This window comes from Leisingera aquimarina DSM 24565, assembly GCF_000473165.1.
Classification (GTDB): domain Bacteria; phylum Pseudomonadota; class Alphaproteobacteria; order Rhodobacterales; family Rhodobacteraceae; genus Leisingera; species Leisingera aquimarina.
Genome location: NZ_KI421504.1, coordinates 2607983 through 2628865, shown reverse-complemented (window position 1 = coordinate 2628865; position 20883 = coordinate 2607983). Strand labels below are relative to the sequence as shown.

Annotated in this window: 22 protein-coding genes and 1 tRNA gene; 7 read left to right on the top strand and 16 right to left on the bottom strand. The window is 63.6% G+C overall.

Features of this window, described 5'->3' with window-relative positions:
• Window positions 1-62 precede the first annotated feature (62 nt).
• The 4 genes from ihfA to AQUI_RS0117080 all read left to right on the top strand — a co-directional run bounded on the left by ihfA (window position 63) and on the right by AQUI_RS0117080 (window position 3868).
• A complete protein-coding gene (gene ihfA, locus AQUI_RS0117095) occupies window positions 63-365 on the top strand; it encodes an integration host factor subunit alpha (RefSeq protein ID WP_024090431.1) in 303 nt (100 codons plus the stop codon).
• Between the two features lie 15 nt (window positions 366-380).
• Window positions 381-2411: a MerR family transcriptional regulator gene (locus AQUI_RS32000; RefSeq protein ID WP_245596936.1), complete on the top strand. Its 2031-nt coding sequence runs from the start codon at window positions 381-383 to the stop codon at window positions 2409-2411.
• A 175-nt stretch (window positions 2412-2586) separates the two neighbouring features.
• A tRNA-Pro gene (locus AQUI_RS0117085) sits at window positions 2587-2663 on the top strand.
• 125 nt (window positions 2664-2788) lie between these two features.
• Complete coding sequence (locus AQUI_RS0117080) at window positions 2789-3868, top strand: 2'-deoxycytidine 5'-triphosphate deaminase (protein WP_027258596.1); 1080 nt, start codon at window positions 2789-2791, stop codon at window positions 3866-3868.
• Window positions 3869-3949: 81 nt separating this feature from the next.
• On the opposite strand, the gene AQUI_RS0117075 is transcribed toward AQUI_RS0117080, so the two are convergent.
• On the bottom strand, window positions 3950-4480 hold the full coding sequence (locus AQUI_RS0117075) for an Lrp/AsnC family transcriptional regulator (protein WP_027258595.1): 531 nt from the start codon (window positions 4478-4480) through the stop codon (window positions 3950-3952).
• 71 nt (window positions 4481-4551) lie between these two features.
• On the opposite strand from AQUI_RS0117075, the gene AQUI_RS0117070 reads away from it, so the two are divergent.
• The gene (locus tag AQUI_RS0117070) at window positions 4552-5703 is read left to right on the top strand and encodes an MFS transporter (protein ID WP_027258594.1); all 1152 of its coding nucleotides are present in this window, start codon (window positions 4552-4554) and stop codon (window positions 5701-5703) included.
• On the opposite strand, the gene AQUI_RS0117065 is transcribed toward AQUI_RS0117070, so the two are convergent.
• The 10 genes from AQUI_RS0117065 to AQUI_RS0117020 all read right to left on the bottom strand — a co-directional run bounded on the left by AQUI_RS0117065 (window position 5678) and on the right by AQUI_RS0117020 (window position 14656).
• Entirely contained in the window at window positions 5678-5893 is a 216-nt protein-coding gene (locus tag AQUI_RS0117065) for a hypothetical protein (RefSeq protein WP_027258593.1), read from the bottom strand. The two genes, AQUI_RS0117070 and AQUI_RS0117065, sit on opposite strands and share 26 nt — an antisense overlap.
• Window positions 5894-6014: 121 nt before the next feature.
• Complete coding sequence (gene scpB, locus AQUI_RS0117060; protein WP_027258592.1) at window positions 6015-6692, bottom strand: SMC-Scp complex subunit ScpB; 678 nt, start codon at window positions 6690-6692, stop codon at window positions 6015-6017.
• Window positions 6692-7486 (bottom strand): segregation and condensation protein A, encoded by a 795-nt coding sequence (locus AQUI_RS0117055; protein ID WP_027258591.1) that lies wholly within the window; start codon window positions 7484-7486, stop codon window positions 6692-6694. The genes scpB and AQUI_RS0117055 overlap by 1 nt, the downstream gene beginning before the upstream one ends.
• A complete protein-coding gene (gene nagZ, locus AQUI_RS0117050) occupies window positions 7479-8483 on the bottom strand; it encodes a beta-N-acetylhexosaminidase (protein WP_027258590.1) in 1005 nt (334 codons plus the stop codon). Before nagZ ends, AQUI_RS0117055 begins: the two co-directional genes overlap by 8 nt.
• A gap of 127 nt (window positions 8484-8610) precedes the next feature.
• Window positions 8611-9795 (bottom strand): SPOR domain-containing protein, encoded by a 1185-nt coding sequence (locus tag AQUI_RS0117045; RefSeq protein WP_027258589.1) that lies wholly within the window; start codon window positions 9793-9795, stop codon window positions 8611-8613.
• 117 nt (window positions 9796-9912) lie between these two features.
• Window positions 9913-11658: an arginine--tRNA ligase gene (gene argS, locus AQUI_RS0117040; protein WP_027258588.1), complete on the bottom strand. Its 1746-nt coding sequence runs from the start codon at window positions 11656-11658 to the stop codon at window positions 9913-9915.
• Window positions 11659-11836: 178 nt separating this feature from the next.
• Window positions 11837-12175 carry a YciI family protein gene (locus AQUI_RS0117035; RefSeq protein WP_027258587.1) on the bottom strand — a complete coding sequence of 113 codons (339 nt, stop codon included), beginning with the start codon at window positions 12173-12175 and terminating at the stop codon, window positions 11837-11839.
• Window positions 12172-12471, bottom strand: coding sequence for a YciI family protein (locus AQUI_RS0117030; RefSeq protein ID WP_027258586.1), 300 nt, complete (start codon window positions 12469-12471; stop codon window positions 12172-12174). Before AQUI_RS0117030 ends, AQUI_RS0117035 begins: the two co-directional genes overlap by 4 nt.
• A 231-nt stretch (window positions 12472-12702) precedes the next feature.
• Window positions 12703-13095: a GFA family protein gene (locus tag AQUI_RS0117025; protein ID WP_027258585.1), complete on the bottom strand. Its 393-nt coding sequence runs from the start codon at window positions 13093-13095 to the stop codon at window positions 12703-12705.
• 409 nt (window positions 13096-13504) lie between these two features.
• Window positions 13505-14656 (bottom strand): deoxyguanosinetriphosphate triphosphohydrolase, encoded by a 1152-nt coding sequence (locus tag AQUI_RS0117020; protein WP_027258584.1) that lies wholly within the window; start codon window positions 14654-14656, stop codon window positions 13505-13507.
• 89 nt (window positions 14657-14745) lie between these two features.
• On the opposite strand from AQUI_RS0117020, the gene AQUI_RS0117015 reads away from it, so the two are divergent.
• Window positions 14746-15069, top strand: coding sequence for a HesB/IscA family protein (locus AQUI_RS0117015; RefSeq protein WP_027258583.1), 324 nt, complete (start codon window positions 14746-14748; stop codon window positions 15067-15069).
• A 123-nt stretch (window positions 15070-15192) separates the two neighbouring features.
• On the opposite strand, the gene AQUI_RS0117010 is transcribed toward AQUI_RS0117015, so the two are convergent.
• The 3 genes from AQUI_RS0117010 to AQUI_RS0117000 all read right to left on the bottom strand — a co-directional run bounded on the left by AQUI_RS0117010 (window position 15193) and on the right by AQUI_RS0117000 (window position 17874).
• A complete protein-coding gene (locus tag AQUI_RS0117010) occupies window positions 15193-16110 on the bottom strand; it encodes a DMT family transporter (RefSeq protein ID WP_027258582.1) in 918 nt (305 codons plus the stop codon).
• Window positions 16110-17171, bottom strand: coding sequence for a DUF6902 family protein (locus tag AQUI_RS0117005; protein ID WP_027258581.1), 1062 nt, complete (start codon window positions 17169-17171; stop codon window positions 16110-16112). Before AQUI_RS0117005 ends, AQUI_RS0117010 begins: the two co-directional genes overlap by 1 nt.
• A 97-nt stretch (window positions 17172-17268) precedes the next feature.
• Window positions 17269-17874: a DUF6749 family protein gene (locus AQUI_RS0117000; protein WP_027258580.1), complete on the bottom strand. Its 606-nt coding sequence runs from the start codon at window positions 17872-17874 to the stop codon at window positions 17269-17271.
• A 360-nt stretch (window positions 17875-18234) separates the two neighbouring features.
• Between AQUI_RS0117000 and xth the strand changes: the two genes are divergently transcribed.
• Window positions 18235-19041, top strand: a complete 807-nt coding sequence (gene xth / locus AQUI_RS0116995) for an exodeoxyribonuclease III (protein ID WP_027258579.1) — start codon at window positions 18235-18237, stop codon at window positions 19039-19041.
• A 97-nt stretch (window positions 19042-19138) separates the two neighbouring features.
• Here xth and AQUI_RS0116990 read toward each other — a convergent pair whose 3' ends face one another.
• Both AQUI_RS0116990 and dksA read right to left on the bottom strand, forming a co-directional pair.
• Window positions 19139-20305, bottom strand: coding sequence for an FAD-dependent monooxygenase (locus AQUI_RS0116990; RefSeq protein ID WP_027258578.1), 1167 nt, complete (start codon window positions 20303-20305; stop codon window positions 19139-19141).
• Between the two features lie 103 nt (window positions 20306-20408).
• A complete protein-coding gene (dksA, locus tag AQUI_RS0116985; RefSeq protein WP_035920362.1) occupies window positions 20409-20831 on the bottom strand; it encodes an RNA polymerase-binding protein DksA in 423 nt (140 codons plus the stop codon).
• Window positions 20832-20883: the final 52 nt, after the last annotated feature.

Here is a 20883-nt window from a genome sequence, read left to right as displayed (position 1 = left end):
TTCATTGATATTGACAGGGAAATTCCCCGCGCCCTATGCTTTGGCAAACAACGGGGAATGGTATGGGCGAAAAAACACTTACACGAATGGATTTGAGTGAAGCAGTTTTCCGGGAAGTTGGCCTGTCGCGCAATGAAAGCGCGCAGCTGGTGGAAAGCATGCTGCAATACATGTCGGATGCCCTGGTGCGCGGTGAACAGGTGAAGATCTCCTCGTTCGGCACATTCAGCGTGCGGGACAAATCAGCCAGGGTCGGGCGCAACCCGAAAACTGGCGAAGAAGTGCCGATTCAGCCGCGCCGCGTGCTGACCTTCCGGCCCTCCCACCTGATGAAAGACCGCGTGGCAGACGGCAACCGTAAATAACGGGACCAATAGGCCATGTCGAAATCACCGGACGCGTTCCGCACCATTAGCGAAGTTGCGGTGTGGCTGGGCGTGCAGGCCCATGTCCTGCGCTTCTGGGAGAGCAAGTTCACCCAGGTCAAACCTGTAAAGCGCGCCGGCGGGCGGCGCTATTACCGGCCTGCGGATATGCTGCTCTTGGGCGGCATCAAGAAACTGCTGCATGACGACGGGCTGCCGATCAAAGAGGTGCAGGCGCTGCTGCGCGAGCATGGCGCGGCGCATGTGTCCGGCTTTTCCCATTCGCTTGACGGCTCCGCCGAAGAGCGCCCCGAAACCGTGCCGCCAGCCGACAAGCTTGGCGATGATTGGCAAAGCTCGCTGGAATTGAGTCCCGATGCAGCCGCGCAGGATCCTGCTGAGAGCAGCAATGTGGTCGGCTTCCCGCCCGTGTCGACAGCTGATGCAGCCACAGTTGAAACCGGCGCACAGCCGGACAGCGGCCCGGCATCCGGACCCGTTTCCGCCCCCAAGCCGCAAATTCAGACGGACCAGGAGCCACCCGCCGCTGACAGCGGTGCAGAGGACGGCACAGAACAGCCAGAGCCCGGCCCTGGCGAATCCCCCGTGGCAGATGCCCCCGCAGACCTGGGCGCGAACCTGGCCCAGGAGCCCCCCGCGCCCGAGACCTCTGCAGCTTTGCCCGATATTGAGGCGCCTGACTCTGCTGCATCGCTGGATCTGCACGCTGCTGAGGATGCCTCAGCCGATGCGTATAGGGAAGAGCCCTCAGTGGATCAGCCCGCCGACGCTGCCCCGGCACCGGAAGCTCCCGTACAGGACCTCCGCGCCGCCACGCCGGCGATTGAAGACGCCGCGCCTGCTGCAGCGGATGAGATTTCCGCCACTGACGCAGAAGCGGAGCCGGCCGCGCCAGTGATGGACAGCCTTGCAGAAGATCCTGCCGCAGCGGATCCGCCGCAAGCCGGTCCGGACTCCGCAGACCTCCCAGCAGCCTCCGACCCGGTCGGGGGCCAGCCGGCAACCGGGGGCCCGGACCTGCCTCTGGAGCAGCCGCCCGCGGTGCAAGAGGCGGCACCACCCGCAAGCGAAGCCGCGGCACTTGATCCGGGCACCGCAGCGCCAGAGACCAAAGAGGCGCAGCCCGCCCCCACGGATATCCCAACCGCTGTGCCGGGTCTGCCCCCCGAAGCGACGGTCAAAGAGCCGCAAGAATTCACCTGGGAACCCGATTCGGCTGCGAATCCGGAACCCGTTTCGGAACGGCCCGCAGTCCCGGAAGAACCGGACACCGCGCCGGCGCCGATAGCAGAGCCTGCCTCTGATCCGTCCACCGCACCGCTGGACAAACCAGCCGCAGCGGCGGAACCGGCCCCTCCTAATGCCCCCGCCCCTGTTCCCGCAGCAGAGCCGGCCGCACCGGCCCTCACACAGGCGGAACCGGAACAAGCCACAGAGCTGGTTGCAGAACAAGCACCCGAAGCCGGGTTCGAATTGGCGGCCGAGGCCGCACCGGCAGAACAGCCGGTCCCGGCGGAAGACTCCGTTCCCAGCCAGACACCGGCGCCCGCAGAAGAACCAGCAGCTTTCGCGGCGGACGCCCCGCCAGCGGATCCGGAGCCGGCCGAGGACACGCTGGTGGCCGCCGCAGGCCTGCAGCCGGAAGAGCCGCTGGACTTCAGCTTAGCCCCGCCCGAGGCCGCCGCCGCGCCTGCTTCAGAAGCGGATCCCGCGATGTCTTTCCCGCCGCATGATCTGGACGAGGCTGCCCGGCAAGTGGATGCCCTGGAGTTTTCTTCCGGCTTTGACCCTGCGGCCGAAGTGGCCCAGGACAGCCCGGCAGCAACCGAACCGCCGGCAACGCAAGACGTTGCAACGGAAACCGCGGCGCCCGGCGCGCCGGTCCAACCGCCAGCCCAGCTTCCGGTGCCGCGGCCGGGTGTTCTGGCGCATCTCGCCGCAATCCGCAGCCTGCCGCCGCATGCGTTGGTTGAAATTGCCGCCTGCGCGGAAGAACTGCGGGCCTTTACTGCTAGCAGGCACTGAACCGGGACCCGGACTCCGGCGCGAAGTCCGGCACCTTTTCCTGCGCCGGGAAAACGGCTGCCGCAGCTGGCCTGCGCTGCAACTGCTTTATCCTGCTGACTTTCTTTGCGGCGGCACAAAAAATATTGCTGCCCCCTCTTGCCCCTGCCGCCAAAACGGTTAGAAGGCTCCTCAACGGGCTATGGCGCAGCCTGGTAGCGCGTCCGTCTGGGGGACGGAAGGTCGCAGGTTCGAGTCCTGCTAGCCCGACCATATGAAAAACGCCCGGGTGTTCGCGCACCCGGGCGTTTTCGTATCCTGTGCAGGGCTTTGGCGATTGCGCAGACGGGCCAATTCGGCCAGCATCGCCGCAAAACCGGCACGCGGAGGGACAGAGAATGACAGGCGTTTTGCCCAGCCAAACCATTGAAAAGATGCTGGATCGCGGCGAGATCGCCGTCAGCACCCCACTGGTCGAAGGCCAGGTGCAGCCTGCAAGCCTCGATCTGCGTCTGGGCAACGTGGCCTATAGGGTGCGCGCGTCTTTCCTGGCCGGTCAGGGCCGCAGCGTTTCCGACCGGCTGAGTGAATTCGAGATGCACCGCATCACCCTGGACGGCGGTGCGGTGCTGGAAAAGGGCTGCGTCTATGTGGTGCCCTTGATGGAAAGCCTGGCGCTGCCCGGCGATGTGTCTGCCGTGGCCAACGCCAAAAGCTCCACCGGGCGGCTGGATCTTCTGACCCGCACCATCACCGACGGCGGCGAGGAATTCGACCGCATCAAACCCGGCTACACTGGCCCGCTTTATGCCGAGATCTGCCCGCGGTCGTTCTCAGTGCTGGTGCGCCCCGGCATGCGGCTCAACCAGATCCGTTTCCGCACCGGCCAGGCCGTTCTGTCAGACGCCGAGTTGAAGATGCTGCACGCAGGCTCGCCGCTGGTCGATGGCGACGCGGTGATCGAGGATGGCCTGGGCTTCTCAGTTGACCTGAAACTGCCCGGCAGTGATCTGGTCGGTTACCGCGCCAAGCCGCATACCGGTGTGATCGACCTGGACCGGATCGGCGAATACGACCCGCAGGAATACTGGGAGGAAGTGCGCACCAAGGACGGCCGCATTATTCTGGATCCCGGTGCCTTCTACATTCTGGTGAGCCGCGAGGCGGTGCATATCCCGCCTGCCTTTGCCGCCGAGATGGCGCCCTATCTGGCCATGGTCGGCGAATTCCGGGTGCATTACGCGGGCTTCTTCGATCCCGGTTTCGGCCATGACGCCGCTGGCGGCACCGGCTCGCGCGGGGTGCTGGAGGTACGCTGCCACGAGGCGCCATTCGTGCTGGAGCACGGCCAGGTGGTGGGACGTCTGGTCTATGAGAAGATGGCGGAGGTGCCCGAGCAGCTTTACGGCGCCGGCATTGCCTCCAACTACCAAGGCCAGGGCCTGAAGCTGTCCAAGCACTTCAGGACGCCAGCCTGAACACGTTCCGTCTGGCGGCAACGCCGGGCAGCGCCCGGCCCTCCCGACGGGAGGGCGCTGCCCTCATCATTTTCTAACCGGTCACTTTACCGGCCTGCCCTCTGCCAGTTTCTCTGTCGTGCCCGCCTGCACGGGACGGTCCAGATGCGTCGACAGCACCATATGGGTGCGGGTGCCGCGGACGCATTCGACCTCATAAACCCGCGCCAGCAAGCCTTCCAGCGCCTTGGGCGAGGCCACCCGCACCTTTAGGATCAGGTTTGCGTCGCCCGCGGCACTGTGGATTTCCTCCAGTTCCGGCATTTCTTGCAGCGCCAGCAGGTCGGTGGTCACGCCCCAGCCTTCGGTGTCCACATGGATAAAGGCCAGCAGCGGCTTACTCACTGCAGCGCCATCCAGCCGCGCTATGGTGGCCTTGATGGCGCCAGAGGCCCGCAGCCGCTTGACCCGCTCATGCACCGCAGGCGCCGACAGGCCGACCTCCTGGCCAATGGCGGCATAAGACAGCGTTGCATCGACGCTCAGCGCGCCTAATATTCTTCGGTCCAAAGCATCCAGAACCCGGCCCGGCTCGGTGCTTTTCCGAACCCCATCTGTTTTTTCTGCCGCCATATCTGTTCACCCTTCACAGAACCAAATTCAGCACATAGCAAATATACCTGAACATACTTCAAGGTAAACTCATGCAAACCCCGATTCTGATCCTGATGAGCGCAATTGGCGTGATTGGCGCAAACTCCTTGCTGCTGTCGCCGGTGGTGACAGCCGTCAGTGACACCTTGAATGCCAACACGGCAGAAGTCATGCGCGCCGCCAGCGCCTATGGGCTGGGGGTGGCCGCCGCAGCCCTGCTGCTGGCGCCATTGGCAGACCGCATCGGCGCCGGACGGCTGCTGCGCGCGGCGCTCTTGCTGCTGGCTGCAGGTCTGGCCGCCAGTGCTGCAGCGCCGGATGTCTGGATGTTGATGGCAGCACAGACGGTCTGCGGGCTGGCAGCAGGAGCTGCCCTGCCCTCGATCTACACGCTGGCGATGGTGATTGCCCCCAAGGGTCGTGAGGCGCGAGTTCTGGGTTATGTGCTGGCTGGCTGGACGGTGTCGATGGTGCTGGGCGTCAGCGTCAGCGCCTGGGCCACCGATCTGGTGGGCTGGCGCGCCGTCTACGGCGCGCTGGCGGGCGTGGCGCTGCTGCTGTGGGTTGCGGCGGCGCACTTACGCGGTGCGGGCAGCCCCAGCGGCCAGACAACCTCGCCGCTGACAGCGCTGCGAGTGCCTGGGATCACACGCGGTCTCTTGGCGACGGCGCTGCTGATGCTGGGATTTTACAGCAGTTACTTCTTCACCGGCGCCCATATCACGCAAGTGCTGGGGCACAGTACCACTCAGGCCGGCCTGCTGCCGCTATTCTATGGCATCGGTTTTGGTCTGGCGGTGCTGATTGATCCGCTGCTGGACCGATTGGGGCTGGCGCGGGCAACACCGCCGGTGTTTCTGGGCGTCACTGCCAGCTATCTGCTGATGATGATCTGGGCAGACAGCTATCTGCTGCTGTTGGGCCTCGCAGCACTGTGGGGGATCTGCCAGCATCTGGCGCTGAACCTGGTGGTGGCGCGGGTGACACAGCTGGACCCGCAGCAGCGCGGCGCCATCATGGGGTTGTTCAGCACCGTGACTTACATTTGCGTCTTCGCAGCTCCCTTTTCCGGTGCCGCGGCCTATGCTGGCTGGGGACTGGCGGGCTGCTTAACCGTCTCCGCCCTGCTATCGGCCTTCGCGGCGCTGGAGGCCTTGGGCTTGAAGCGCAAGAGGCTCAGCCCTGACGGCGCCCCGGCTTGACCGAGGGAATACGCGAGCGCCCGGTCTGCTGCAGAGGAGGCTGGGTGCCCTGATCCAGGCCTTGTCGGTGATTGGGACCTTGCCGCTTGCTGCGTTTGGCAACCGCGTTGATGCCTGCATTCACACCGGCGTTGACGGCGCGCCCCACCAGCCGGCGCAGCACCATGTTGATGATCCAGTTGATATTCATGGCGTCAGCCCTTTTCTGCCCTGCCCGCTATCTTAACCTCAAATTAAGACAATTCCGGGGCGCAGAACACCCCGGAGAATGACCTTGGCAGACACGATTACGTAAACCGTGTCCCAAGGCGTCACTCCTCGAACAGTTCTGCCTGTTCTTCCGGCTCTTCGTCGCCGTCGCCCCCCTGCCCCATAGGCAAGGCGCCGGGCGGCGGGCGGTTCTCCAGCAGGCCCGCGGCACGCAACTCTTTCAACCCCGGCAGATCGCGGGCACTTTCCAAACCGAAGTGATCCAGGAAGACCGGAGTCACCACAAAGGTCACGGGCCGGCCCGGCGTCATCCGGCGGCGGCCCAGGCGGATCCAGTCCATCTCCATCAACTGGTCGATGGTGCCTCGTGAGACCGACACGCCGCGGATCTCCTCGATCTCGGTGCGGGTCACCGGCTGATGATAGGCGACGATGGCAAGGGTTTCGATCGCGGCGCGGCTCAGCTTGCGCAGCTCGGTTGTTTCCTTTTGCATCAGGAAACCCAGATCAGGTGCAGTTCGGATCGCCCAGGCATCGCCCAGACGCACCACCCGCACGCCGCGGCCCTCGTAACGCTTGCGCAGATGCTCCACAGCTTCGCGCGGGTTGCAGCCATGCGGCATCCGCCCTTCCAGGTCGCGCAGCGTGACAGGCTCGGTGCTGGCAAACAGCACCGCCTCCACCATCCGTTCCTGCTCCGCCATCGGCGGCGCATCGAACAGCGTGTCGCTCTCTTCGCGGATGGGAGCGCCGTGGCTGTCCATAAGCTGGTCTTCCATCAGGTATCCTCGTTCAGGCTGCGCAGTTGGATCGGCGCAAATGATTCACTCTGGCGCAGTTCGGCCTTGCCTTCCTTCACCAGCTGCAACGAAGCGGCAAAGGTGGAAGCCGTGGCCGAGCGGCGCTTGACCGGATCGCTGTGCCAGCCGTCCGGCAGATAGCTGATCAGATCAGTCCAATCGCCGGTAAAACCCAGCAGGTGGCGCATCCGGTCCAGCGCTTCTTCCATCGTGAAGACCGAATCCCGGTCCATCACAAAGGGGCGGAAATCTTCCTTGGTGCGGATGCGGGCATAGGCCTGCATCAGATCCAGCAGGTTGGCCGTATAGGTCACAGTCTTGATCCGGGCGACGCTCTCTTCCTCGCCGCGGGAAAAGAAATCGCGGCCCAGCCGGTCCCGGGCCAGCAGCCGGGCGGAGGCGTCGCGCATCGCCTGCAGCCGTTCAAGCTGGAACGCCAGATGCGCCGCCAGCTCCTCGCCCGACGGCCCCTCTTCCTCCGGGTCCGGCGGCAGCAGCAGGCGGGATTTCAGGAACGCCAGCCATGCGGCCATCACCAGATAGTCGGCGGCCAGTTCAATGCGTAGTTCCTTGGCCTTGTTCACAAAGGTCAGATACTGCTTTGCCAGATCCAGCACCGAGATCTTGCGCAGGTCCACTTTCTGGGTGCGCGACAGGGTCAACAGCAAGTCGAGCGGGCCTTCGAACCCGTCCACATCCACGATCAAGGCCTCGGCTGCCAGCCGTTCCTCCACTGTCGTGTCTGCTTCTGAAAAAAGTGTCTGCTCAGCCATACACCTGCCCGCCCATGAGGGCGGCAAGTTCTCTTTCAGCGCTCAGAATGTCAAGGGCAGCAGGCGCGCGGCGGGCTGCTATAACGGCGTCTGCGCGGGTCTGCGCCGCCGCTGTCATGGGGCCCGCGGCCTCAGCCACCGCAATCCGTTCCTCCAGCGAGGCATTGCACAAAAGCACGACATCGCAGCCCGCCTCAATCGAGGCGCGGGCGTTGCCGGTCAGCGAACCCTGCAGAGCCTTCATCGAGATATCGTCGGTCATGATCAGCCCGTCAAAACCGATGCGTTCACGGATCAGACTCATCATCACCGGTGACGTTGTGGCAGGGCGGTCGTCATAGGCGTCATAGACCAGATGCGCGGTCATCCCAAGCGGCAGATCATTCAGCGCCGTAAAGGCCGCGAAATCGATCTGTTCCAGCGCGTCCGGGTGGCTTGCCACATGCGGCAGGTCCAGATGGCTGTCGGCGGCGGCACGGCCATGGCCGGGAATATGTTTCAACACAGGCAGAACGCCGCCGTCCAGATGGGCTGTGGCCACGGCGCGGGCAATCCTGGTGACAGTATCGGCGCTGGTGCCATAGCAGCGGTTTTTCAGGAACTCATGGGTTTCGGCGCAGGCGACATCGGCAATCGGCGCGCAGTTGCTGTCGATGCCCAGCGTATACAGCTCATGGGCAATCAGACGGTAGCGCAGGTACATCGCCCGGACTGCATCCTCGCCTGCCAGCTGCACATGCTCCAGCGGCGGATGCCAGTTGCGCGCCAGGGGTTTGCGCAGCCGCTGCACCCGGCCGCCCTCCTGATCGATGGTGATCGGCGCGTTGCGGCCCACCGCCTCGCGGAAGTCATCGCACAGCGCCTGGATCTGTTCTCCATTGTCCAGATTGCGGGCAAACAGGATGAAGCCAAACGGGTCAGCATCGCGGAAGAACGCCTTTTCATCGGCAGTCAGCCGCAGACCTTCGGCGTCAAGGATCGTGGCTCCGTAGGTCATGCTTACCCCCTGGTGTTCGCGGTCCCCCAATCTGGACGAAAAGGGCTGCACCCGGGCCGTTGGGGGAGGCGGGACAGGCACTGCCCGGCCTCGCAGCCGGGCGGGATTAAGTCTGCAGCCGTTGCTGTTACCGTGTGGTTACCGGAATGCAATCGGCATTGCCAGCCACCAGCGCCGAGCAGAACCGGCGGGCGTCCGACAAGCCGGCAAAGCCCATCGCCCGCAGGCGGTAGAAGGTCCGGCCGCCGCTTTCGGCGCGCTGGATCACCCGCTGCTTGCCTTCAAGATAGTCCGAGAACCGGGTGTGGATACGATCCCATTCGGCGCGCGCCACCTCCGGGCTTTCATAAGCGCCAAGCTGCGCCAGCCGGGTGCCTGCGGCAAGGGTTGCCGGATCCACATCAACGGGTGCCGCACCAGCTGCCGGTGCGGCTGCGGCCGGAGCCGGGCTGAACCGTGCGGGCCGGGCCGATGGCCGCAGCGAGACCTTGACGCCCGGCGCATTCAGAATTGCGGGGGACGGCGCGGCGGCGGCCAGCGCCGGCTGCAGCGGTTCCGGCTGCACGATAGCAGGGGCCTGCGCCGACGCGGGCACAGCGGCAGAAAGCGGCTCGGCCTCACGCGCCAGTTCGGCAACCAGCGCGTCGATATCGCCGTTCTGGAAAGAGGCCACAGCCTCTTCGCTGACGCCGGGCGCTGCAGGAACGCCGGGTTCTGCCGGGGCTGCAGGCACAACAGCCGCCGGCGCGGCCTCGGCGGCCAGCTCAGGCAGCGGCTTGTCATCTTCGGTCAGCTCAATAGCGGCGGGCGCCAGTGTCAGCCGGTCGGCAGGGGCTTCGGCGCTGCCGCTGGCGGCAACCGCATTGACAGCCAGCCCCTGGTGATCCGCCTGCGAGCCGCCCGGCAGCGCAGGCTGTTCGCGCATCGGGCCTTCGGCTGCGCGCACCACCGGTACGCCGCTGACATCCCGCATCACCAGCTTGTAGCCCCAAAAACCCACCCCGACGACCAGCGCAATCGACGCAACCGCCCCCAGAATGCTCAGCGATTTCGAGAATCGCGCCCGCAGCCCGGCGGGAGCAGCAAAAACGGCATAGTCCTGGGGGCCATGGCCCTGCCCTTCGGGCTGATAGCCATAGGCAGGGTCTTCATATCCGTAATTCGGTTCGGCCCCTGGCCCGGAATAGTGCTGACCGGCATATTGCTGGCCGGAATACTGCTGTGAGTATGTGCTGTCCGGGGCAGCGTCCTGTTCGTGACCACTGCCCTGTGTATAGGCGCGGCCTTGGCCCGCCTGCGCAAAATACGCCATTTTCCGCCTCACTGCCCGGTTTGGCAGCGCATGTGCTGCGCTGCCTCTGGGTCTCTTGAACTGCCTCAGTCCGGCGGACTGCGCGATTTATGTCCGCAAGGGCTAGCGCCCCTTTGGTTATCGCATCTCTTCTGCCGGTTTCACGCCAAGAATACCAAGACCTGCGGAAATGACAACGGAAACGGCCCGGGCCAGCGCCAAATTCGCATGTGTTGCCGATTGGCTGCTCTCGTTAACAAATCGTAAACCATCATTCGATTTACCCAGATGGTACAGCCCGTGCAGTTCGGAGGCGAGGTCATAGAGGTAGAAGGCCACTCGGTGCGGTTCATTGGTGCGGGCGGCGATTTCCACCTGGCGCGGCCATTCGGCCAGCTTCTTGACCACTGCCAGCTGCGCCGGGTCGGCAATCAGGCTCAGGTCCGCGGCGCTCAGGGTGGCCTCATCGGCAGCAATATTCTGCTCCGCGGCCTTGCGCAGGGTCGAACAGATCCGCGCGTTGGCATATTGCACATAGAACACCGGGTTGTCCTTGGACTGCTCCAGCGCCTTGTCGAGGTCAAAGTCGAAGCCCTGGTCGTTCTTGCGGGTCAGCAGCATGAAGCGGGTCACGTCCGCACCCACCGCATCCACCACATCGCGCAGAGTAACAAAGGTCCCTGCCCGCTTGGACATCTTGAATTCTTGGCCGTCCTTGAACAGTTTCACCAGCTGGCACAGCTTGATATCCAGCGGCACCCGGCCGTCGGACAACGCCGAAACCGCCGCCTTCATCCGTTTGACGTAACCGCCGTGGTCAGCGCCGAAGATGTCGATCAGCTCATCAAAGCCGCGCTCGACCTTGTCAAAGTGATAGGCGATATCGGGGGCAAAATAGGTCCAAGAGCCGTCGGATTTCTTCACTGCCCGGTCGACATCGTCGCCGTGGTCGGTGGATTTGAACAGGGTCTGCTCGCGCGGCTCCCAATCGTCGGGCTTCTTGCCTTTCGGCGGCTCCAGCACGCCCTGATAGATCAGCCCCTTGGACTCCAGCGCTTCCAGCGCCGCCTCGATCTTGCCGGTGCCATAGAGGGATTTTTCCGAATAGAAGACATCCATTTCGATGCCAAGCTGGGCCAGATCCTCGCGGATCAGCGCCATCATCGCATCGGTGGAGAACGCGCGCACATCGGCCAGCCAGACGTCTTCGCCCTTGCCGACATAGGCATCGCCCACTTTTTCCTTCAGCGCTTGCCCGACGGGGACCAGATAGTCGCCAGGATAGGTGCCGTCGGCAAAGGCCACTTCCTGCCCGTGCGCTTCCAGGTAGCGCAGGTAGACAGACCGCGCCAGCACGTCGACCTGGCCGCCGCCGTCGTTGATGTAATACTCGCGGGTCACGTCGTAGCCGGCATAGGCCAGCAGCGCCGCCAGCGCATCGCCGAACACCGCGCCGCGGGTATGGCCGACATGCAAGGGGCCGGTCGGGTTGGCAGAGACATATTCCACATTCACCCGCTTGCCCGCGCCCATGTCGGAGCGGCCAAAATCCTTGCCTGCGTCCAGGACCGATTTCAGAACCCCCTGCCAGACGCCGGGCGCAAGGCGCAGGTTCAAAAAGCCGGGGCCTGCGACTTCAGCCGAATTCACCCGCTCATCCGCCGCCAGCCTGGCCGCCAGCGCCTCGGCAATGTCGCGCGGCTTCATCTTGGCGGGCTTGGCCAGCACCATCGCCGCATTGGTCGCCATGTCGCCATGGGCAGCATCACGCGGCGGCTCCACCGCCACATTGGCAAAATCAAGCCCCTCGGGCAGCGCGCCTTCGCCGGTCATGGCGGTCAGGCTGTCAATCACAAGCGAGCGGATATCGGTAAAGAGGTTCATATCTGGCGTCCCATATGTTCACAGATGCGGATACCGGGGGCCAAAGGCAGGGTCAACAGCATTGCAGGGGCAGCCCGAGGGCTCAGTCGGGCCGTACCGGAAAATTCCAATTTTCCGGCCAATTTTCTTTCTCAAGAAAATTGCGCCGTTGCCGCGGCGCGCGCTTCACAGCCCTGCCTCACAGTACCGCGTTGCGGTCTTCCAGAATCTTGCCCCAGGTGAATATCTCGTAAGAGCGGAAGGCAGGCACGTAAAACGGATCGCCATGGATCAGATGCTCCACCTCGATCCGGTCCTCAGCCTCGACAATCCACAAGGCGCCGCAGAAGTCGCCGTCCGCGTCCGGTTTCAGTCCGCCGCCGAGGCGCAGCTCAGGGTGATCCTCGACATAGGCTACATGGGCATCCCGCCGGGCCTTGTTGGCGCGGATGTCCATCATTGCAGGCGCATCGCGGAACAGCACCGCCCAGCGGGTCAGCGCGGGCGCGGATTGGCGGAGCTCCTGAGGTGCAGTCATGACAGCATTCCCTGAATGGCAGAGGCAGTGCCCCATTCGGTAATCTTGTAAGTGCGCAAGCTGGCCACGTAATAAGGATCCTGCAGGATCAGCCGCTCGACATCCTGGCGGGTCTCGGCCTCTACATTCCAGATCGCGCCGGGAAAGTCCTGCATCGGCCGCATCGCCAGTGCGCCGCCGATCTGCAGTTCGGGCCGCGACCGCACAAAGGCGATATGCGCCTCGCGCCGCTTCTTGTCGCCGCGCACCCGGTCCATTTCGGGTTTGTCCATGAATGTGACGGTCCAGCGTGCCATGGCTTTCCCCTTGCTGTTCCTCCCGCGGATAGCGCTGATGACCCGCGGCATCATAGGGCCAGATCATAGCACGGCTTACGGCCAATTCAGGAATCTGGCTCAGGATTTCCAGGCTCCAAAAGACAACAGCAGGTCCGCGCCCTGCCTCAGGCCGGTGCAAACGCGCCTTCCTGTTGGAGAGATCCGGCGCAGACCCGGCCGCAAGCAGCCCGGTCAAAAGACTCGCCGCACTTATGCCGGATGCCCCTCCGACTGCTTTGCTCCGCCGCAGATCTCATACCAGCCCGGTTTCTCTCCCACGAACTCGTGGAAACTGTTCGTCACCTCCAGCGCCCCGTCCAGTGCATTTGCGGCGATCGGAAAACTGGCGTCCTCCGACAATATCTCCCCCAGCGAGCTGCCGCAGATCCGGCAGAAACAGCGGCCGTATTTATAGGGCGGCGCGGGCTGGTACAGCACCACCTCGTCCCTGCCGGCAATCCAGCGCAGGTCTTCCTTCTTCACAAACACAATGGTGCTAGCGCCGGCCTTGCGACAACGGGAGCAATGGCATGTGCCCATCAGCGTCGGCTGCGCCAGCAGCTCAAACTTTACCGCGCCGCAGCAGCAGCTTCCCTCAATCATTCCGGCAATCCTCTCCTATCATGTATTTTGAAGAGAACATTACAGGAACACTTACAGCAGAACAAGCCGCCACACGGCGTTGCGCCAAAGCCCGTCTCACCGCACGCCCTGCTTGCGCGGCCGTAACCCGACTATGCGACAGTCACCCACCTGCAGCACATCGCGCGGGTCTGGCACCCCGCGCACACAGGAGACCAGGACCCCCAAGACCACCTCCGCAAAAGGTGCAGGGGCGTCTGACTGATGAAGCTTTTGACCGGACCCGGGGCGCGCTGGCGTTCCGGCCCTGGCCTCCTGCCTGTCGTGGCGGCGCCATCTCTACCCTGCCCGTTTCACGGCCCACAGTAACGGCACACAGGAAAGGACCGCAGCAGACAACACAGACCGCAAGCAACACAAGGCGAAGCCCTCAGACCTCGACCTTCACCCCGATCAGCCGCTCATGCTGCTGCAGGGCGAAGCGGTCTGTCATGCCGGCGATATAATCCGACACGATCCGCGCCAGCGCGGTGCGGTCCGCCGCACCGGCAATATCTGCGTGCCAGCGCTCCGGCATGTCCTGCGGATTGTCCAGGAAGTAGGGAAACAGCGCCTCCACCACCTTGGCGACCTTGGCGCGCTTTTCCATCACCGACGGGGCGCGGTACATGCGGGTGAACAGGAAGGCGCGAATGTCCTTCAGCCCGGCCCAGAGGCCCGGCGAAAACTGCACCACCGGATAATCCAGCGCCCGTACCTCCTCGACTGTTTTTACCCCTGAGTCCGCCAGCAGCGCCCGCGCGGTGCCGATCACATCGCCAACCATGACACCGAAGAAGCGCCGCAGCGCCTCATGCCGCCGGCGGTTGGGATCAAGGCCCGGATACAGCCGGTCCACCGCGCCATACGCCTTGTCCAGCAGCGGCAGCCGGGCCAGATCATCGTCGCCGAACAGACCCGCCCGCAGCGCATCATGCAGATCGTGGTTGTTGTAGGCGATGTCATCCGCCAGCGCCGCCACCTGCGCCTCGGCGCTTGCGTGGGTGTGCAGCTCCAAATCCATCGCAGCATTGCATTCCGCCAGTGCCCAGGGCAGCTCCCCCACCACTGGGCCATTATGTTTTGCAATCGCCTCAAGGGTTTCCCAGGTGAGGTTCAAGCCGTCGAATTCGGCGTAGTGACGCTCCAGACAAGTCACGATGCGGATCGCCTGGGCGTTATGGTCAAAGCCGCCATAGGGCGCCATCAGCGCATGCAGCGCATCCTCTCCGGTGTGGCCGAACGGCGTGTGGCCCAGATCATGCGCCAGCGCCACCGCCTCGGTCAGCTCCTGGTTCAGCCCCAGCGCGCCGGCAATCGTCCGGCCCACCTGCCCCACCTCGATCGAATGGGTGAGCCGGGTGCGGTAATTGTCGCCCTCGTGTTCGACAAACACCTGGGTCTTGTGCTTCAGCCGCCGGAAAGCACTGGCGTGGATAATGCGGTCACGGTCGCGCTGATAGGGAGAGCGAAAGGAGCTTTCCTCCTCGGTCACCTGCCGGCCGCGGCTGCGGTCCGGTGACGTGGCATAAGGCGCATGCATCTTAAATCTTTTCTCCAGCAAATCTTGCCGCCTGAATTGCACCTTCATATATAATGCCTTGAGCTGCAACACGGCATTGGAGAGACCGCATGAACCTGCCCCCGAAAGTCACCGACCGCGCCTTTGCCCGGCTGGCCGAAATCGGCGCCGCGGATCAGGGCCAGGCTCTGCGCGTCGCGGTCGAAGGCGGCGGCTGCTCGGGCTTTCAATATGAGATCGCGCTCGATGCGCCCAAAACGGACGATCTGGTGCTTGAAGGCCAGGGCGAAAGGGTTGTGGTGGACGAGGTCTCGCTGCCGTTCCTGGAAAATGCCGTGATCGATTTCACCGAAGAGCTGATCGGCGCGCGGTTCACCATCGAGAACCCCAATGCCATCTCCAGCTGCGGCTGCGGCACCTCATTTTCGATGTGATACACTCCTTGGCTTTTCGTTTCCCGACGCGGGAAACGATCTGGAAAACGCGTGTTTTCCAAGCCGCAATTATCGCATAATTCCGGCGCCCCTTATGGCGCGCCGCAATTCAGGGATCAGGCTTCACGGATCGGTCTGCAGCCGCCCGGCACTGCGCAGGCGCGGCATCGCAGGTGCAAACTGGTCCCAGACCAAATACAGACCGGACGCAATCACGATGGCGCCGCCGATATAGGTGGAGGCCGGCGGAAACTCCCCAAAAAAGACTGAACCGATAACCGCCATCCAGATGAATTGCAGGTTCATCAGCGGCGTCACCGCATAAGAGGCCATGAGCCGCAACGCCACCACCAGCAGCCAGCGGGCGCCGAACAGCAAAAAGGCATAGGCCGCAGCCCACCCCACATCAGCAAGCGGCATCGGCACCCATACAAACGGCAGCGCCAACAGCATTGCACCGCAGAGCGTCAGGTTGGGATAGAACACCTGCGCCAGCGCATTGCTTTCATACCGGCCGATAAACCGTGCCATCGTCATGGAAAATGTACCAGCGACCACTGCGCCGAAGGCCACGAAGTGGCCCCAGGACGCATGGGCGTCCTCGTTGCCATGCGGCAGCAGGAACAGCACGCCGCAAAATCCCGCCGCCAGCGCAATCCAGGCCGCAGGGCGCACAGGCTCTTTCAATACTGCTCCGGACATGGCACCCGCCAGCAGCGGCATCAGGCCGATAAACACAAAAACCTCGGCAAAGGGCAGCAGCCGGAAGGCATAGAAGAAACAGACCGCAGCGATCAGCGTCGCCACTGACCTGAGCGCCATCGCCCGCGGGCAGCGGGTGCGGAAACCGCCGCGCTGCGCCGGCAGCCGGTCCGCCAGCAGGCAGAACCCCACCACCATGGCGCCGGACAGCGCATAAAGCTGCGCCGCGGCATACTGCCCCGCCAGCAATTTGGTGATCCCGTCAGCTGAGGCAATCAGGCCGGTATAGGCCACCACCAGCAATGCACCGCCCAAGGCCTGATTGCGCGTGCAGACCATCACGCGGCCCCCGCGCTGCCCGCCCGGGCAAACCCTTCGAAAAATCCGGCAAACCTGGCACAGCTGCGCTCTGCCGCGGTGAGCAGCCCGTTCTCCTCCTCGCTCAGAACCGCCTCAGCGCGTGTTTTCACCGCACTCCAGCTGGTCCGCGCCATCCCGGCGTCGAAAACGGCTTCAGACAGGCTTCTCAAAATGCTCCCTCCCTGCTGTGCCGACACATGCAGCCCGCCTAGCGGGACTGCCTGCCGGAAAGCCGAACGCCCGGACATCAACATCAGCCAGTTGACCACAAAATACTCGTGATACGCATCCTGATGTCCATAAAATTCTCCTTTAGCGAGCATATAGGCAGAAACCCGCCGGTCAAGCCACGCCTCCCAGGCAGCAGGCGGCTGTTGGCCCGCAAATCGCAGCGCAATGCAGATCTCTGCCAGCAGGTCTGCATTCTGATCCAAAAAGGCCACCAGACCGGCAAATTCCAGGCTGGTGAGCGCCGCCTCCGGCAGGTCCGGGTCGCGGCGGCCGTATTCAGAGAGATAGAAAACGATATGAGTCAGCTCATAAGCTGCCTTCTTGTTGGGAATGGCAAAGGTCTGCGGATTGGAAATGAAGCCGCGCAGCCGGTCGTCCAGCCCGTCATCAATCAGATCTATCCCGCGGCGCGCCAGCAGCCGCCGGGCTTCGGCACGCTGCAAATCGGACAGTTCGGCCTGAGCCAGCCCCTGCTTTGACACCCAGCCTGCCAGTTGCGCCCCGGTCTGCCCCGGCAGACCCAGATCCTCAAGGTCCAGGCAAATCGACAGGATAAAACGGTAATACTGCCGGAAAAAACTGATATGACGCGCCGCACCATCGTAAAATTGCTGCAAGGGCTGCAGGGCGTCAGCGGCAACATCCGCCCCGGTGCACTCCAGAATATTCAGCAGCTCGGCGTTCTCCTTGAGCCAGAACACGTCCTCCTGGCTGCGCCGGTGCGTTGCGAAACCGGCAATCAGCGCCTCTTGCGCACAGGCCCGGGACTGGCGGGCGGCAGGAGAGAAAAACGGGATGATCTGGGCCATGGAAACCTCGTTCAGACAGATGCGGCGCGATATCGGCGACCCCGGTTGCAGGGCCGCCCAAGGTCAGGGGCCGGGAAGGAGGCCGGCCCCGTCCGGATCAACTGCCCGAGGAGAACAGCCGGGTGGCATCGCCCGCGCTGGTCCGCGCCGCGGTTGCAGGGGCAGAACCGGAGGAGAACAAGTGCGTCCCCTCGCCCGCGCCCGTCTTGGCCGTGGCGGCCGGGGCTGAGCCGGAAGAGAACAACTCTGTCAGATCGCCGGCACCGGTTTCGGCCTGCGCAGCGGGGGCCGAACCGGAGGAGAACATCTCTGTCAACTCGCCAGACGCAACCTCTGATTGCTCCGCAGGGGCTGAGCCCGAGGAAAACAGTTGCACCAGATCACCTGCGGCGGCATCGCTTTGTGCAACCGGAGCGGAGCCGGAAGAATACATCTCTACCAGGTCGCCGGCTGCGGTTTCGATGGAGGCCACCGGCGCTGAGCCGCTGGAGAACAATCCGGTTTCGCCGCCAGCCCAGCGATGCGCGGCCTGCGGCATGGACCCGGAAGAATATAGCGAAACTCCTTCACCCGCGGTCAGATCCGCGGAACATTCAGGCGTTGAACCAGAGGAGAACAACTCTGCCCCGCCGCCCTCGAACAAGCTGGCGCCTGTGGTTTTACGGATTGCGTGGACGGTCTGGATTTTGTGCTGAGCAGTCATTTGGAACCCCATTCGTTAAGGACAAAAGGCTCCTCAACGCTGGCACGGGCGCCGCGCAGCGCAAATAGAAAATGCAATTTCACATTGTATTTTCTAGTGCGGATTACATTAACTTCAACTCGCTATTTTTTGCGCAATTTCAATTATTTCAATTCATCCACAGCTTATTCACCGCGTTATTCACACGTATATTATTGCAAAATAAAGAAACTCAACCTGAGGGGTATTTTTCACTTGTGCAAAACGGCCATGATTCGCCGCGCTGTCAGTGATTCGCGAATCGCGCTTCGGGCTTGCCCCGCGACGCTGATTCAGCGATAGATCGGCCTCGAATAAAGCAATCTGCCCCGGAGACAAGCCATGAAAATCGCCACATTCAATATCAATGGCATCAAGGCACGGGCCCAGGCGCTGCCGGACTGGCTGGATGAGGCCCAGCCTGACGTGGCGGTGCTGCAGGAAATCAAATCGGTGGATGAGGCGTTTCCGCGCGAAATCTTCGAGGAGCGCGGCTATAATGTCGAAACCCACGGCCAAAAAAGCTTTAACGGCGTGGCGATCCTGTCAAAGCTGCCGCTGGAGGATGTACGCCGCGGCCTGCCCGGCGATGACAGCGATGAACAAGCGCGCTGGATCGAGGCGACGGTGGTCGGCAAGCAGGCGATCCGCATCTGCGGCCTTTACCTTCCCAATGGCAACCCGGTGGAGCTGGAGGCGGACGGCAGCCCGGTGGCGGGCGGCAAATATGCCTATAAACTTGCCTGGATGGAACGGCTGAAGGCGCGCGCCGAAGCATTGCTGGCGGAGGAGATGCCCGCCCTGATGGCGGGCGATTACAACATCATCCCGCAGGCCGAAGACGCCAAACGGCCCGAGGCCTGGCTGGAAGACGCGCTGCACCGGCCGGAAAGCCGCGCGGCGTTTCAGCGGATCGTCAACCTCGGGTTTACCGAGGCGTTCAGGGCACGGCACCCGGAGCCAGGGCATTATTCCTTCTGGGATTATCAGGCCGGCGCCTGGAACCGCGACGACGGCATCCGTATCGACCATTTCCTGCTGACCCCGCAGGCCGCCGACTTGCTGCGGGACTGCCGGATCGACAAGGAGGTACGCGGGCGCGAGAAACCCTCGGACCACGTCCCGGTTTGGGTCGAGCTGGATGTCTAACTCCACCCGCGCCGCGCGCCAGCGCGGCGCCCGGCCCAACGGGAGCGGCGCTTTTCAATGCGCCTGCGACGGGCGGGAGCCGCACGCCGCCGCTGTCTCAGGCAGTGACGTCGTGGCGGTAGATCCAGTCGAACTGGCTGACCATCCTGTCCGGCGCAAAGCGGCCGCCCAGCTTCAGCACCTGATGCGCCGGCCAGCTGAGCGGCGCGCGCAAGTGGTACTTCCAAGCGTTTCTGCCGGCGGCCTGCACAACTTTCTCTGCCCGTTCGCGGCGGCGGGACTGATACTGGGCCAAGCCGCGCGCCATATCCCGCGCCTCCTGCAGGGAGCGGGCCAGCACCCAGGCATCCTCCAGCGCCAGATTGGCGCCCTGCGCCATGAACGGCAGCGTCGGATGTGCCGCATCGCCAAGGATCGCAGTGTTTTCGCCGTGCCAGCTGGCCGCCACCGGGTGGCGGAACAGGCCCCACAGCAATACGTCCTCCACCGCCTCCAGCAGCGCCGCGGCGTTACCGCCGAAGCTGGAAAAGGCGGTACGCAGGTTGGCGGGATCGTCCTTGAAATGCCAGCCTTCGTCGGCCCAGGCGCGGCGTTCTTGCACCGCAACCAGATTCATCAGGCTGCCGTCGCGCAACGGATAAGCCACCAGATGCCGTCCCGGCCCCATGAACACCTGCGCCTCGGCGGGCAGGTTCAGATGGTTGGGCACCGTGGCGCGCCAGGCCACCTGGCCGGTGAAGAAAGGCGTGCGCGCGCCATTCAGCGCCACGCGGGTTTTCGAGTGCAGCCCATCAGCACCCACCACCAGATCACCGCCGCATTGCGCGCCGTTGCTGAGGTGGACGACGGGCTGCGGTCCGGGTTCGACCCGGTCCGCCCGTTGCAGCAACCGCACCTGCACGCCTTCGCGGCGGGCGGCACCGGCCAGAATGCCGACCAGATCGGAGCGGTGCACGAAGTAATAGCGCAATCCCGCGGCATATTCATCAAGATCCAGCCGCAGCACCTGATCGCCGCGCCGGTGGCCGCGCAGCACCACGGCGCGGGCGCGTTGCGAGCACCAGGCCAGATCATCAGCCAGCCCCAGCGCCTTTAGAACAGCCACGCCGTTGGGGGTGATCTGCAGACCCGCACCCACCTCGGAGATCGCCTCGGCCTGCTCCAGCACGGTCACGGATGCGCCAAAACGGCGCAGCGCCAGTGCTGCGGTCAAGCCGCCGATCCCGGCGCCGATGACGGTTATTTTCAGGCCTTTGAGTTCCATGGGTTCCTGCAGATTCTCCGCCTGCCCCCAATGAAACAAAAAACGCCGGAGCAAAAGGCCCCGGCGTCATGAATTCGCGCGTTTTTGCTGCCAAAGCTGGCGGTCAATCGTCGCGGTGGACTTTTTCGCGGCGCTCGTGGCGTTCCTGGGCCTCAAGGCTCATGGTTGCGATCGGACGGGCGTCCAGGCGTTTCAGCGAGATCGGATCGCCGGTCACTTCGCAGTAGCCGTATTCGCCTTCGTCGATGCGGCGCAGGGCCGAGTCGATCTTGGCGACCAGCTTGCGCTGGCGGTCGCGGGTGCGCAGTTCCAGCGCGCGGTCGGTCTCTTCGCTGGCGCGGTCGGCAACATCCGGGATGTTGCGGGTATTGTCCTGCAGCCCTTCGATGGTATCGCGGCTGTCGGACAGCAGATCCTGTTTCCATTCCAATAGTTTGCGTCGGAAATACTCAAGCTGCCGGTCGTTCATGAACGGCTCATCTTCAGCCGGTCGATAGTCGTCCGGCAGAAACACTTCTTGCTTCATTTCGGCTCCTTCGGTCTGGCCCATAATGCTGGTCATAATTTGCACCTGAACA

Coding starts and splice junctions, on each gene's coding strand:
- AQUI_RS0117035 (WP_027258587.1), bottom strand. CDS start 12,175: ATGACTGCACCTCAGGAGCTCCGCCAATCCGCGCCCGCGCTGACCCGC.
- AQUI_RS0117065 (WP_027258593.1), bottom strand. CDS start 5,893: ATGAATATCAACTGGATCATCAACATGGTGCTGCGCCGGCTGGTGGGG.
- AQUI_RS0117025 (WP_027258585.1), bottom strand. CDS start 13,095: ATGATTGAGGGAAGCTGCTGCTGCGGCGCGGTAAAGTTTGAGCTGCTG.
- scpB (WP_027258592.1), bottom strand. CDS start 6,692: ATGGAAGACCAGCTTATGGACAGCCACGGCGCTCCCATCCGCGAAGAG.
- AQUI_RS0117030 (WP_027258586.1), bottom strand. CDS start 12,471: ATGGCACGCTGGACCGTCACATTCATGGACAAACCCGAAATGGACCGG.
- AQUI_RS0117010 (WP_027258582.1), bottom strand. CDS start 16,110: ATGGTCTGCACGCGCAATCAGGCCTTGGGCGGTGCATTGCTGGTGGTG.
- AQUI_RS0117015 (WP_027258583.1), top strand. CDS start 14,746: ATGAACCTGCCCCCGAAAGTCACCGACCGCGCCTTTGCCCGGCTGGCC.
- AQUI_RS0117005 (WP_027258581.1), bottom strand. CDS start 17,171: ATGGCCCAGATCATCCCGTTTTTCTCTCCTGCCGCCCGCCAGTCCCGG.
- ihfA (WP_024090431.1), top strand. CDS start 63: ATGGGCGAAAAAACACTTACACGAATGGATTTGAGTGAAGCAGTTTTC.
- AQUI_RS0117045 (WP_027258589.1), bottom strand. CDS start 9,795: ATGGCGTATTTTGCGCAGGCGGGCCAAGGCCGCGCCTATACACAGGGC.
- nagZ (WP_027258590.1), bottom strand. CDS start 8,483: ATGACCTACGGAGCCACGATCCTTGACGCCGAAGGTCTGCGGCTGACT.
- AQUI_RS0117020 (WP_027258584.1), bottom strand. CDS start 14,656: ATGCATGCGCCTTATGCCACGTCACCGGACCGCAGCCGCGGCCGGCAG.
- AQUI_RS0117075 (WP_027258595.1), bottom strand. CDS start 4,480: ATGGCGGCAGAAAAAACAGATGGGGTTCGGAAAAGCACCGAGCCGGGC.
- AQUI_RS0117000 (WP_027258580.1), bottom strand. CDS start 17,874: ATGACTGCTCAGCACAAAATCCAGACCGTCCACGCAATCCGTAAAACC.
- AQUI_RS0116990 (WP_027258578.1), bottom strand. CDS start 20,305: ATGGAACTCAAAGGCCTGAAAATAACCGTCATCGGCGCCGGGATCGGC.
- argS (WP_027258588.1), bottom strand. CDS start 11,658: ATGAACCTCTTTACCGATATCCGCTCGCTTGTGATTGACAGCCTGACC.
- AQUI_RS32000 (WP_245596936.1), top strand. CDS start 381: ATGTCGAAATCACCGGACGCGTTCCGCACCATTAGCGAAGTTGCGGTG.
- AQUI_RS0117070 (WP_027258594.1), top strand. CDS start 4,552: ATGCAAACCCCGATTCTGATCCTGATGAGCGCAATTGGCGTGATTGGC.
- dksA (WP_035920362.1), bottom strand. CDS start 20,831: ATGAAGCAAGAAGTGTTTCTGCCGGACGACTATCGACCGGCTGAAGAT.
- AQUI_RS0117080 (WP_027258596.1), top strand. CDS start 2,789: ATGACAGGCGTTTTGCCCAGCCAAACCATTGAAAAGATGCTGGATCGC.
- AQUI_RS0117055 (WP_027258591.1), bottom strand. CDS start 7,486: ATGGCTGAGCAGACACTTTTTTCAGAAGCAGACACGACAGTGGAGGAA.
- xth (WP_027258579.1), top strand. CDS start 18,235: ATGAAAATCGCCACATTCAATATCAATGGCATCAAGGCACGGGCCCAG.